8 protein-coding genes are annotated in these 12707 nt (G+C 60.3%); 4 read left to right on the top strand and 4 right to left on the bottom strand.

The genetic code is table 11. The features are described from left to right. Positions 1-136 precede the first annotated feature (136 nt). From uvrB to JNB85_RS24050, 3 genes are all read right to left on the bottom strand, one after another. A complete protein-coding gene (uvrB, locus tag JNB85_RS24060; protein ID WP_220336807.1) occupies positions 137-3109 on the bottom strand; it encodes an excinuclease ABC subunit UvrB in 2973 nt (990 codons plus the stop codon). A 277-nt stretch (positions 3110-3386) separates the two neighbouring features. After that, positions 3387-5177, bottom strand: a complete 1791-nt coding sequence (locus JNB85_RS24055; protein WP_220336806.1) for a glycoside hydrolase family 15 protein — start codon at positions 5175-5177, stop codon at positions 3387-3389. A 365-nt stretch (positions 5178-5542) separates the two neighbouring features. Then, positions 5543-5743 carry a hypothetical protein gene (locus tag JNB85_RS24050; RefSeq protein WP_220336805.1) on the bottom strand — a complete coding sequence of 67 codons (201 nt, stop codon included), beginning with the start codon at positions 5741-5743 and terminating at the stop codon, positions 5543-5545. A 584-nt stretch (positions 5744-6327) separates the two neighbouring features. Here JNB85_RS24050 and JNB85_RS24045 point away from each other — a divergent pair. The 4 genes from JNB85_RS24045 (at position 6328) to JNB85_RS24030 (ending at position 11574) form a co-directional block, all read left to right on the top strand. Beyond that, a complete protein-coding gene (locus JNB85_RS24045; protein WP_220336804.1) occupies positions 6328-7365 on the top strand; it encodes an MBL fold metallo-hydrolase in 1038 nt (345 codons plus the stop codon). A gap of 257 nt (positions 7366-7622) precedes the next feature. Further along, a complete protein-coding gene (locus JNB85_RS24040) occupies positions 7623-9722 on the top strand; it encodes an AAA family ATPase (protein WP_220336803.1) in 2100 nt (699 codons plus the stop codon). Between the two features lie 41 nt (positions 9723-9763). Then, on the top strand, positions 9764-10663 hold the full coding sequence (locus tag JNB85_RS24035) for a helix-turn-helix domain-containing protein (RefSeq protein WP_220336802.1): 900 nt from the start codon (positions 9764-9766) through the stop codon (positions 10661-10663). Positions 10664-10827: 164 nt separating this feature from the next. Further along, positions 10828-11574 (top strand): SDR family oxidoreductase, encoded by a 747-nt coding sequence (locus JNB85_RS24030; RefSeq protein WP_220336801.1) that lies wholly within the window; start codon positions 10828-10830, stop codon positions 11572-11574. Between the two features lie 291 nt (positions 11575-11865). Here JNB85_RS24030 and JNB85_RS24025 read toward each other — a convergent pair whose 3' ends face one another. After that, on the bottom strand, positions 11866-12663 hold the full coding sequence (locus JNB85_RS24025; protein ID WP_220336800.1) for a class I SAM-dependent methyltransferase: 798 nt from the start codon (positions 12661-12663) through the stop codon (positions 11866-11868). Positions 12664-12707 lie beyond the last annotated feature (44 nt).

Genomic DNA, 12707 nt, shown 5'->3' with positions numbered 1-12707 from the left:
CAACACACCGCCATAGCCGGAACCTGCTCTTCGGTCGTATCCGCCGTCTCCAGGGCGGCGGCGGGGACGTAGGCACGACGGCGTCGGACATAGCGGCTTCCTTTGAGCTTTATAGGCGGCAAAAGAAACGCCCTCATTACCGCCCCGGCCGCCCGGTCTTGCCCTTCGTCCGCCCCTTGCGCTTCTGCTCGCCCGGGTCCTCATAACTCCCGACACCCGTCGTGCCGCGCACCAGCGGGCGCACGTCGTCGCGTTCCGGCTGGCCTTCAAGCAACGGCGAAAACCGCTTCGTGCCCTTGGCGGCTTCCGGCTTTTCCGGCACATGCCCGGTCACCGGCTTTTCCGTCCGGCCCACCGTCATCTCGTCCAGCGTGTTGCGGCGGAAGAGGCTCTTGCCGTCGGCGGGAGTGGCGACGTGGCGGCCCATGTCGTCGAGGTGGGGTTTGGTGAAGTAGGTGGGCGTGGCCCCCTCATCCGCCCTGCGGGCACCACCCGGGGTCGAGCCACTGGTCTCGACCCGTCCTTCGGACCCCCGCTGGGGAGAAGGGGAGGAGCCGCTGCGGCTCTTGCCTTCCATCGACTTGGCTTCCTCGCGGGCCAGCGGGTCGTCCATGGCGGCGAGTTCGACGGCCTTGAGGCGTTTGATTTCGTCGCGCAGGCGGGCGGCCTTTTCGAAGTCGAGGTCGGCTGCGGCGTCGCGCATGCTCTTTTCCAGCGCGTTGAGATGGGCCTGCAGGTTGTTGCCGACGAGGTTGCCGCCATCGGCGAAGCCCTTGCCGGAGGCGCCGGAGATATCGGCGCGGACGTGGTCGCGCTCGTAGACCGAGTCGAGGATATCGGAGATCTTGGCCTTGACGCTTTCGGGCGTGATGCCGTGCTCGATATTGTAGGCCATCTGCTTTTCGCGGCGCCGCGCCGTTTCGTCCATGGCGCGCTGCATGGAGCCGGTAATGTTGTCGGCATAGAGGATGACCTTGCCGTCGACGTTACGGGCGGCGCGGCCGATGGTCTGGATCAGCGATGTTTCGGAGCGCAGGAAGCCTTCCTTGTCGGCATCGAGAATGGCGACGAAGCCGCATTCGGGAATATCCAGGCCCTCGCGCAAGAGGTTGATGCCGACCAGCACGTCGAAGGCGCCGAGGCGCAGGTCGCGGATGATCTCGATACGCTCCAGCGTGTCGATATCCGAGTGCATGTAGCGCACGCGCACGCCCTGTTCATGCAGATATTCCGTCAGGTCCTCGGCCATGCGCTTGGTCAGCACGGTGCAGAGGGTGCGGTAGCCCTTGGCGGCCGTCTCGCGGATTTCGCCGAGCACGTCGTCCACCTGGCTGCGCGCGGAGCGCACCTCGACGGGCGGGTCGATGAGGCCCGTCGGGCGGATGACCTGTTCGGCGAAGACGCCGCCGGATTGCTCCAGCTCCCAGCTGCCCGGCGTGGCCGACACGGCGATCGTGTCCGGGCGCATGGCGTCCCATTCCTCGAAGCGCAGCGGGCGGTTGTCCATGCAGGAGGGCAGGCGGAAGCCATATTCGGCGAGCGTCGCCTTGCGCCGGAAGTCGCCGCGATACATGCCGCCGATCTGCGGAATGGTGACATGGCTCTCGTCGATGAAGACGATGGCATTGTCAGGCACGTATTCGAAGAGCGTCGGCGGCGGGTCGCCGGGGTCGCGGCCGGTGAGATAGCGCGAATAGTTTTCGATGCCCTGGCAGGAGCCGGTCGCTTCCAGCATTTCCAGGTCGTAGCGGGTGCGCTGCTCCAGGCGCTGGGCCTCCAGCAGGCGGCCGGCCTTTTCCAGCTCGGCGAGGCGAAGCTTGAGCTCTTCCTTGATCGATTTGATGGCGGCGTTCAGCGTCGGGCGCGGCGTCACGTAGTGCGAGTTGGCGTAGATCTTTACCGATTTCAGGTCGCCGGTCTTCTGTCCCGTCAGCGGGTCGAATTCGGTGATGGCGTCGATCTCGTCGCCGAACATCGAGATGCGCCAGGCGGCATCTTCCAGGTGGGCCGGGAAGAGCTCGATCGTGTCGCCGCGCACGCGGAAGGAACCGCGCTGGAAATCCATGTCGCGGCGCTTGTATTGCTGGGCCACGAGGTCGGCCAGCAGCTGGCGCTGGTCCAGCCGGTCACCGACATTCATCTGGAAGGCCATGGCCGTATAGGTTTCGACCGAGCCGATACCATAGATGCAGGAGACGGAGGCGACGATGATGCAATCGTCGCGTTCGAGCAGAGAGCGCGTCGCCGAGTGGCGCATCCGGTCGATCTGCTCGTTGATGGAGCTTTCCTTCTCGATATAGGTGTCGGAGCGCGGCACATAGGCTTCCGGCTGGTAATAATCGTAGTAGGAAACGAAATATTCCACCGCATTGTCGGGGAAGAAATTCTTGAATTCGGAATAGAGCTGGGCGGCCAGCGTCTTGTTCGGCGCCAGAATGAGGGCCGGGCGCTGCGTTTCCTCGATCACCTTGGCCATGGTGAAGGTCTTGCCGGAGCCGGTGACGCCAAGCAGAACCTGGCTGCGCTCGCCGGTCTCGAGCCCGCTGACGAGATCGCGGATCGCCGTCGGCTGGTCGCCGGCGGGCTTGTATTCCGAGGCCATGCGGATGGTGATGCCGCCTTCGGATTTATCCGGCCGGGCAGGGCGGTGCGGCGTCCAGATCTTGCCGTTCTTGTGCAGCGGGTTGCCGCTCTCGATCAGCTTCGACAGCGCCTCGACCGTGGCGGTGACGCCGCCGGGCGCCAGATTGCCGGCATCCTCCAGCGAGATATCGAGACCCGCGACCGGGTTCAGGCCGGCGGCCGCACGGATCTTCGGATCGGACGAACCGCCGATGGAAACGCCGCGCGCCGTCTTGCTCACCGTCGCCTTCTTGTTGACGCTGACGGCCTCCGTATGCTTGCGCGCCTCGTTCTCCACCTTCTTGCGGTGCTTGCCCGCCTTGGAGGCGATTTCGCGCTGGCTTTCGACGCCGGCGGCCTCCGCATCCGCCTCGAGCTGCTTCACCCAATCGGCGACGGAGCCGGACAGGGGGGCGCCTTCGAAAGACGATTGGGGGGCTTCCTCGAAACCGGTCGAGGCGGGGGATTTCTTCGGAGATTTTGCCATGTGCGGAATATGGCTGTTGTCATGTAGAAATGGAAGGGGTTGAGAGTACAAAAGGGAAACGAATGAATCGTTCGGATTTTGGAATAGTGGGATTTCTGAAGAAACGTCTCGTGAAACAAAAAGACCCCGCCCCAAACCTCTCCCCACAAGGGGGAGGGGCTTAAACTGCGGCCCCCGCCTTCCACATGTCAGACGTTTCGGAAGAGGTAAGGAGGGCGCCCCAAGTTAGTCCCTCCCCCTTGTGGGGAGGGGTTGGGGAGGGGTTTTGCCACACCCATCACGCCGAGCGCTGATCCGCCGGCCCCTCCGCCCGTGCAAGGTTCAGCGCGCTGTTGATCAATCCGACATGGCTGAACGCCTGCGGGAAATTCCCGAGCATGCGCTTGGCGTCGGGATCATATTCCTCCGCCAGCAGTCCGACATCGTTGCAAATCGCCAGCAGCCGCTCGAACAGGTGCTGCGCATCGTCGCGGCGGCCGATCATGATGAGGGCGTCGACGAGCCAGAAGCTGCAGGCGAGGAAGGCGCCTTCGCCTGATGGCAGGCCGTCGTCGACCTCCTGCGTCTCGTAGCGCAAGAGCAGGCCGTCGCGCCGCAGCTTGCGCTCCACCGCCTCGACGGTCGCGACATAGCGCGGATCGTCCGGCGCGATGAATCCGACCATGCCGAGATGCAGCAGGCTGGCATCCATCGCCTTGGAACCGTAAGCCTGGGTGAAGCAGCCGAGCTCCGGATCGAAAGCCTTCCGGCAGACCTCGGCATGGATGCGATCGGCGAGCGCGCGCCAGCGGGCGGCGGCTTCGAGCTCGCCGTCCTCCTCGGCGATCTTGACGGCGCGGTCGAAGGCGACCCAGGCCATGACCTTGGAATAGGTGAAATGCTGGCGCTGGCCGCGCACCTCCCATATGCCCTCATCAGGCTGTCCCCAGGTCTTTGCGAGGAAGGGCAGGATGGCGGTCGCCAGTTCGCGCGTGCGATGATGCGGCGGCAGGCCGCCCTTGCGCGCCTGCAGCATGGCGTCGGCCACCTCGCCATAAACATCGAGCTGCACCTGCTCGGCGGCGGCATTGCCGATGCGCACGGGCAGCGAGCCTTCATAGCCCGGCAGCCAGGGCACCTGCCATTCCAGCAGATTGCGCTCGCCGGCGACGCCATACATGATCTGCATCTGCGCCGGCGAACCGGCGACGGCGCGCAGCAGCCAGTTGCGCCAGGCGTGGGCCTCATCGTAATAGCCGAGCTTCATCAAAGCGAGCAGGGTCAGCGTCGCGTCCCGCAGCCAGCAATAGCGATAGTCCCAGTTGCGCGGCCCGCCGATCTTTTCGGGCAGGGAAGTCGTGGCCGCCGCGACGATGCCGCCGGTCGGCATGTAGGTGAGCGCCTTCAGGGTGATGAGGGAGCGTTTGACCTGCTCCGTCCATTTGCCGACCTTGGGGCACTTGGCAGCGAAGGATTGCCAGAATTCCTCCGTGTCCGGCAGCGCATATTCCACCTGCCGCCGGGCCGGCGGCGGCAGATGCGAGGGGGACCAGGTGAGGGTGAAGACCTGGCTCTCGCCCGCCGCAACCTCGAAGGCGCCGACCGTGCTCAGCCCGCGGCCTTCCAGCGGAACGGCGCAATTCAGCATCAGCCTGTCTGGCCCGGCGATGGCGATGATGCCGCCGTCTTCGCCATGCGTGACCCAGGGAACGGTTCGCCCGTAATCGAAGCGAAGGTTGAGCTCCATGTCGAAGGCGACGATGCCGCTCTTGCCTTCGACGATGCGCATCAGATCGCTCGTGCCATCGCGCAGCGGCATGAAATCGGTGAGAACGGCGGTGCCCGTCTCGGTCTGAAACTCGGTCTCGAGAATGAGCGTGTCTTGGCGATAGCGGCGTGAGACGCTGTATTTCCCGCCCGAGGGCGAGAGCGACCAGAAACCGTTATCCTCCGTGCCGAGCAGGGCGGCAAAGCAGGCGGGAGAATCGAAGCGGGGAAAACAGAGCCAGTCGATCGAGCCGTTTCTGGACACGAGTGCTGCGGTTTCGCAATCTCCGATAAGGGCGTAATCCTCGATAAGTGCCGTCACCTGTGCCTCCTGATCATGTCAGCCGGGTTTTAGGTAGGGCTCGTATGGGTAGGTCAACTGTCGGGGCGGTGGGTTGGACGTTTTGATAGAGGGGCGCGGCCACCTCAATTTCCCTCATTCCTGTGCTTGTCACAGGAATCCAGCAGCCGCGTGTCCACGCGGCGGAAGAATCTGAAGTAGGCGCGTTCCAATCGGCGGGTGGTTTTCTGTAAGCACTCTCTTTCAAGAGTCCTCTCGGTTTGAAGACGCAACCGGCTGGATTCCTGTGACAAGCACAGGAATGAGGGAGATTGGGGGTAGCCCTACTGCCCAAATGGGTGTCGCATATGGTGGCCCTCACGCCGTCGGACTCTCCAGCAGGCACCCTACAGCAACAACCGCTCCAGGCTTCCCTGGTCCTTCACGCCGTGTTGATAGAAATGCAGGATCTGGATGGCCAGTTCCTCGCGTTCGCCGTCGCTGGCAATCTGCCTTGCCGCGCAGATATGGTCATAGACGCGCTGGCAGATTGCGACATCCTCTTCCTGCATCGGCGTCTGACTCGCCGACATTTTCTCTCTGATCATCGACATTCCCTCAAACGTCCCCCCGAACGTTCTAGGGCGCAGATTGTGTTCTTCAACTTTTGGAAGATCACGTCATCGTGCAGCCCGGGCCCACCAAGGAGAATTCTTCATGCAGACGCACAATGTTACGCATGTAATAGAATCCGGCCGGCGCTTGCGCTATGGAAGGAGAAGGGCCGCCCGCGATACAGGAGTGGTGGGCAACCCTTCTCCACTGGTTTGCAGCATCCAGCGTGGAGCATTGTAGGCCGGAATGACGAAGCCGTAAGCTCACTTTTTGAATCGCGGCGAATTATTTCAGCTATTGCTTTTTTAATGGCCGGCGGCTCTTGCTGCCGGTCATTTGCTTTATTTTTATACAGTTAGTGCTTGCCGGCGCAGACCTTACCCTAGGGAAAGTGTGCCTTGCCTTACGTCAGCTAGCTATATTGGGCGAGGGCCGAACATGGCGCTCACCCGTTCGGCTGCTTCCGCTTTGTCAGGCGTAAAGATATCATAGGCGCATGCGTCCGATTGAGATCGCAGCCGCAGGCGGGGTTCGCATTTCAGAGCCAGAATGCACCAGCCAGCAATGGAGGGGACAGATGATTTTCCGCCAGCTTTTCGACAGTGTCTCCGGCACCTATACCTATCTCATCGCCTCCAGGCGCGGCGGCGAGGCGCTGATCATCGATCCCGTGCTGGAAAAGGTGGATCGCTACATGCAGCTCGTGCGCGAGCTGGACCTGAAGCTGGTGAAAGCCGTCGATACGCATCTCCATGCCGACCACATTACCGGCCTCGGCGCGTTGCGCGACCAGACGCATTGCATCACCGTGATGGGCGAGCAGACCAAGGCGGATGTCGTCGCCATGCGCGTTGCCGAAGGCGACCGCGTCACCATCGAGGGCCTCAGCCTCGACGTGCTCTATACGCCCGGCCATACGGACGATTCCTATTCCTACCTGATGGGCGACCGCATCTTCACCGGCGACACGCTGCTCATCCGCGGCACCGGCCGCACCGATTTCCAGAACGGCGATCCCCGCGCCCAATATGACTCGATCTTCAACAAGCTCTTACGCCTGCCGGAGGAAACGCTGCTCTTCCCCGCCCACGACTACAAGGGCGACACGGTCTCCACCATCGGCGAGGAAAAACGCTTCAACCCGCGCCTGCAGGTGAAATCGATCGACGAATATGTCGAGCTGATGAACAATCTGCACCTGCCCAACCCCAAGATGATGGACGTCGCCGTCCCCGCCAACATCCATGTCGGGCTGCATCAGGACGAGATTGCGCGGAAGGGCTGGGCGGTGAGCGCGAAGGATGCGCTTGATCTGCGCGGGCGCAGCGATATCGTCATCGTCGACCTGCGCGAGAGGAGCGAACGGGAGCGGCACGGCGTGATCCCCGGCTCGCTGCATGCGCCCTATGCGGATCTGCAGGAGAATTTGTCAGAGGGCGGGATGCTGCATGAGCTGGCGGCAGCGACGGGCAAGAGGGTGGTGTTTTACTGCGCGTTTGGGGAGAGGTCGGCGATGGCGGTGCAGGCGGCGCAGGATGCAGGAGTGGGGAGTGCGTGCCATATTGAGGGTGGGATTGATGCCTGGAAGAAGGCGGGGGGTGCTGTGGGGGAGTGAGGAAGGTGTGGGATGACTCTGCTCTTTTAAAGACGTTCGGAGGTGAGTTACCATCTATTTTGCCCAGGTGATAGCAGTGCCACATGTGTCTCTGTTTAACGTCATCAGTTCGCAGTTCTTCAATTTCAATGGTCTCATCGGAGTAAATAAGCCGAGTAAACCGGATACAAAGTCGAGATATAAATCCGCAGTAGCATTATTTAGCGCCATTCGTGCCGGCGTAGTATAATTGGGTCAGCTATGATTCGAGGTATGCTATGCGCATCGATACACTTTTGATCTCAAATTTCCGTGGGATTGAAAAAGCAGAAATTCGTAACGCTGGTGATACCGTTATTATAGCGGGGCAAAACGGATCGGGGAAATCCTGTGTATTTGATGCCATCCGACTTTTGAAATCTGTATATGGTGGGTATCACCAAAACGAGTGGCAAAACTGGTTCGGAGAGTTCCAGGTAAATCCAAATAGTAGGGCCGAAGATCTTAAGAGTTTCTTTAACGATCCAAGTAGGCCAGTTCTAATTGATTGCTTTTTCAAGTTGAGGGATGATGAAAAGGCATTTATTAACGCCAACGCTCCGAGTCTACTTGAAGAAAGTATTTGGCGGATGCTGCTTCCAGAGGCTTTCCAATGGGGCGGTTTCCGGATGGCAATGTTTTCCGCTCAATTTAGAGAGCGCCAGCCTGAGGTTGCGGAGCAGGTGGCCGCGCAGTTGCCGGAGCTTCTGCAAGAGTTGCGTCAGGAGACCGTTGTGGGTCATGTAGAAATGCAGCCTGGCGGCAAGCTCCAACTGAGCGGGTCTCGACTTCTCTCTGCAGTCTTCAGTAACTTCAGGCCAAAAGACTTAGGTGTTATCGACTATCACGGCGCGCAACGTCACTATGGTCGTGAAGCTGTTCAAGGCATTAACCTGAATCTTGAGCAAAACAGCCAAAACTATAGTCAGCACGCACTGTACAACTATTCTAACAAGTACGCGAACGTTAAGAGCGAGATGGCCGCGGGGTTCGTCCGGGAGCTTTTGGCCGAAAAGGCGGGTACGGAAAACGCAACAGCCGCTGGGCTGACCGAGACTTTGAAAGAACTATTTGTGACGTTTTTTCCCGGAAAGGAGTTTCTTGGACCGAAGCCAACTATCGATGGCCGACTGGAGTTTCCGGTCAGGACGGGCAACGGCAACCTGCATGACCTGGATGAACTTTCAGCGGGGGAAAAAGAGATCCTGTACGGTTATCTAAGAATTAGGAGTTCTGCTCCAAAGAATTCGATTATTTTACTTGATGAGCCGGAACTTCATCTCAATCCCCGCCTGATTAGGAATCTTCCGGAGTTTTATCGTAAACATCTTGGCGAGTCATTGAATAACCAGTTGTGGCTGGTGACACATTCGGATGCACTTTTACGCGAAGCTGTTGGGAAGCCAGGATTCAATGTTTTCCACATGTATCCTTGTGGACAAGATAATGGTGAGGGACAGCTTCGGGAGCTAAAGGCATCGGAAGACTTGGATTTGGCAATGGCGGATCTTGTCGGTGATTTGGCAGCTTATCGACCTGATGGAACTGCGATTCTTTTTGAGGGAGGTGGAGATACCGACTTTGATCAAAGCATTGTTGCCCGACTTTTTGCCAAAGAAGTTGCCGGAATTAATCTTCTTTCTGGTAGTAATAAAGCGCGCGTAGAAGCTCTACACGATGTCTTGAATCGGGCCTACAGCAAAGGCGATCTTCCGATACGGTTTTTCGCAATTACTGATAGAGACTCTGATAATATCGCTACGCCGAAGGGTTTGCGCCGATACCAGTGGGATGTGTATCATATCGAGAACTATTTACTGGAGCCAAGTTTTGTGGCGGCTGCCGTAAATTCCGTCGATCATACGCGTTCGATCGACACGGAAACGGCTTTGGATGGCTTGAGAGCGGCGGCGCGCAAAGTCGTTCCTAGACTTTTAAGGCAACGAATGCGTGATTATGTAAACTCGCAGATGGTTCAATGTATAGATCTCCGTTTCGACCCTGCCGCAGAAGAGGTCGTTGCTCCAATCGCCGAGGCCGCGCAACGTTCGCTTGAACGGTTGAAAGAAAGGTCGGAGAATCAGCTAACTAAAGAGCTACTGTCGAAGAAGCAGGAAGAGTGGAAGAGCGAGATTGAGGAAGCATTTGCAAACGGTCGTTGGAAATCGCTTTTACCGGGGAGAGAAATCCTAAAGATGTTTGTAAATGACCAAAGACTCGCAATAGCTTACGACGCCTTACGCAATCTTATCGTGAGTAAGATGGTAGACGCGGGCTTTAAGCCTTTAGGCATGAAGAGTGTGATTTCAGAGATTGTCGGAGCCAGCACCAAAGCTTGAGGAAATGCCCGGATAGTTAGGTAGTTAAAAATCCGGCCCTTATGCCCGAAAAATCTACCCCCGAAGCCCTAAGCCAGCGTATCCACGCCCGCCTTCTCGCCCGCAGCCAAGGCCCGGCGTGGAACACCATTTCCGTCCACCTTCTCTCCCACCAGCCGCTGGAAACCAATCTCCTCGTGCCTGCCGTCGCCGAGCCTCTCGTGGTCTGGATCGTCTCTGGCTCGGCGCGCATCGAGGAGCGGGATATCGGCGGGGAGTGGATGTCGGTTGAGGTCTCGGCGGGGGATTTTTATCTGACGCAGAGCGAGACGCCTTATGAGCTCAGGTGGGAGACGAGCGGCGGCGAGGCGCTTTGCGTCATGCATCTCTATCTCGGGCTGCCGATCTACCAGCGGGCGGTAGCGGAGGTTTTGGGCGCCGAGGGCGCGGAGCGGTTTCGGCTGGCGGATGTTTCGGGGGCGCGGGACGAGGCGATTTCGGGGTTGATGGGGATGATCCTGAAAGAGTTGACGGAGGCTGCCGAGCCCAGCGAAATGGCGGTGCAGGGCATTGCGCAGGCGCTCGCCGTCCATCTCGTGCGGCATTACGGCAGGCGGGATGGCGCAGCACCCGCCCGGCGCGGGGCGCTGCCGGCCTTCAAGCTGCAGAGGGTGGTGCGGATGATGGAGGCGGGGCTCGACCGGGCTTTCAATCTCGAAAACCTTGCCGCCGAGGCAGAGCTCAGCCCCTTTCATTTTTCCCGAGTCTTCAAACAATCGACCGGTTCTTCGCCATCGGATTATTTCATCCAGCTGAAGATGGCCGAGGCACGCCGGCTGCTGCGCGAGACGGATGCCAGCATCATCCAGATTGCGCTCGATCTCGGCTATTCCAGCCCCAGCCATTTCGCGCAGGTGTTCCGCCGGCAGGTCGGCGTCAGCCCGCGCGATTATCGCGGGTAGGGTTTCAGCACGCGAGTCCGGCTGCGTGCTTGCGGGAATGCTGTCTTTTCGCAGCAAATGAGCGACAGTTTCAGCAAGCGGCCGAGCGCAGGTATGCGTGCGTTTTTCTAGTCTGTTCCCGTCGAAACCAACCGTCTCAAGGACGGAAACGAAAGGGAAAGACCATGTCTATCGAAGGAAAAATCGCCCTCGTCACCGGCGCATCGAGCGGTATCGGCGCAGCCACGGCCCTGAAGCTTGCGGCCAATGGCGCAAGGGTCGGCCTTGCCGCGCGCCGCGCCGACCGGCTGGAAGAGCTCGTCTCCCGGATCGAAAAGGCAGGCGGACAGGGCATCGCATTGGAGATGGATGTCGTGGACGCCGCTTCGGTCGAAGCGGGTGTTTCCAGGCTCGTGCAGGCGTTCGGGGGCGTCGATATCCTGTTCAACAATGCCGGCCTGATGCCGCTTTCGGATATCGAAGCGCTGAAGGTGGATGAATGGCAGCGGATGGTGGACGTCAATATCAAGGGCGTGCTGAACACGACGGCCGCCGTGCTGCCGCACATGATCCGGCAGAAATCCGGCCATATCGTCAACACCTCCTCGATTGCCGGCCGCAAGGTCTTTGCGGGGCTGACGGTTTATTGCGCGACGAAACATGCCGTCACGGCGCTGTCGGACGGCATGCGCATGGAGCTTGGCAAGAAGCACAATATCCGCGTGACCTGCGTGCAGCCGGGCGCCGTCGAGACCGAACTCTATGACCAGATCTCAGATCCGGCCGCGCGCCAGCAGATGGAAGAGCTGAAGACGCAGATGGAATTCCTGAAGGCCGAGGATATTGCCGAGACGGTGCTGTTTGCGGTGAAGTCACCCAGGCATGTGGATATTGCCGAGGTATTTGTGATGCCGACGCAGCAGGCCTGGTGAGGTTTTGGGGAGAGCGTGTCCCGGGTTCTGTAGAGAACCGGGACGTCTGCCATTTCTATCGTGCCGTGTGGCACCCCCTCTGGCCTGCCGGCCATCTCCCCCACAAGGGGGGAGATCGACAAGAGGCTTGACCTTCGCGCATCGAGCATGTGGTGCAGTTTGAAACGCTGTTTGTTTGGGGAAACCGACTCCCCCAGCCAATCTCCCCACCTGTGGGGGAGATGGCCGGCAGGCCAGAGGGGGTGCCACACGGCACAATCTCCAAATGAGACTGACAGAGCAAGGCTCACGTCAAGCCACACACCGTACTGCGAAGGCAACGCTCTCGAACCCACGCTGCCCATCCTCTGACCTGCCATCCAGATAGGCCGCCCTCAACGCCTCTCTTAGCCGCTCTCGTCGCGCCTCCGGCAATGCCTCGAAAAACGCCGAGAAACGTCCCTGCCCATAGACCTTCGGCAGGTAGAAATCGTCGAACCCGGCGTAGTCCATCATGATCGTCAGTCTCTTTTCGGTGACATCGGCGAAGCCGGCGCTGGCAAAGAGCGCCCGCAGCTCCCCCTCCGCTGTCATCGGCCGCGGGCCGGAGGGGATGCCGCTGCCTTCGGCTTCGGGTTCGATGGCGCGGATCGTGTCCCAGAAGAGGCGCCAGCTCGGCATGCCGTCGTAGGACCAGACGGCGGCGGCAGCGGTGGCGCCCGGTTTGAGGACGCGGCGCATTTCGGTGATGGCCTTGTCGGCGTCGGAGACGAAGTGCAGGACGAGGAGGGAATAGGCGGCGTCGAAGCTCTTGTCGTCATAGGGCAGGGCGCAGACGTCGCCCTGGCGGGCGGAGATCCGCGGGTCGTCGGTGCGGGCGCGGAGTGCTGCCACGAAGTTTTCTTCGAAATCCAGGGCTTCGATGGCGGTGAGTTCGGGGTGGGTTGCCAGCGCCAATGTCAGGCTGCCGGTGCCGCAGCCGGCGTCCAGCACGCGGCCGTGCGCGGGCACGCCGGCGAAGGCGAGGAAGGGGTCGGCGAGCTTGCGGCTCCAGCGGCCCATGCTGGCTTCATAGGCCTCGGCGCCCTTGGCGATGAAGGTGGATGGCATTGGGCTTCCCGGCAATTGTGCTTTTGCCGGGGCGGATATAGGGC

Source organism: Rhizobium mesosinicum, from assembly GCF_019511345.1.
Classification (GTDB): domain Bacteria; phylum Pseudomonadota; class Alphaproteobacteria; order Rhizobiales; family Rhizobiaceae; genus Rhizobium; species Rhizobium mesosinicum.
The sequence above is the reverse complement of the archived record's forward strand: the minus strand, read 5'-3'. Positions and strand labels throughout refer to the sequence as shown.

Bases quoted from the DNA above. Each gene is read 5' to 3' on its own strand.
- JNB85_RS24030 (WP_220336801.1), top strand. From the start codon at position 10,828: ATGTCTATCGAAGGAAAAATCGCCCTCGTCACCGGCGCATCGAGCGGT.
- JNB85_RS24035 (WP_220336802.1), top strand. From the start codon at position 9,764: ATGCCCGAAAAATCTACCCCCGAAGCCCTAAGCCAGCGTATCCACGCC.
- uvrB (WP_220336807.1), bottom strand. From the start codon at position 3,109: ATGGCAAAATCTCCGAAGAAATCCCCCGCCTCGACCGGTTTCGAGGAA.
- JNB85_RS24040 (WP_220336803.1), top strand. From the start codon at position 7,623: ATGCGCATCGATACACTTTTGATCTCAAATTTCCGTGGGATTGAAAAA.
- JNB85_RS24025 (WP_220336800.1), bottom strand. From the start codon at position 12,663: ATGCCATCCACCTTCATCGCCAAGGGCGCCGAGGCCTATGAAGCCAGC.
- JNB85_RS24050 (WP_220336805.1), bottom strand. From the start codon at position 5,743: ATGATCAGAGAGAAAATGTCGGCGAGTCAGACGCCGATGCAGGAAGAG.
- JNB85_RS24045 (WP_220336804.1), top strand. From the start codon at position 6,328: ATGATTTTCCGCCAGCTTTTCGACAGTGTCTCCGGCACCTATACCTAT.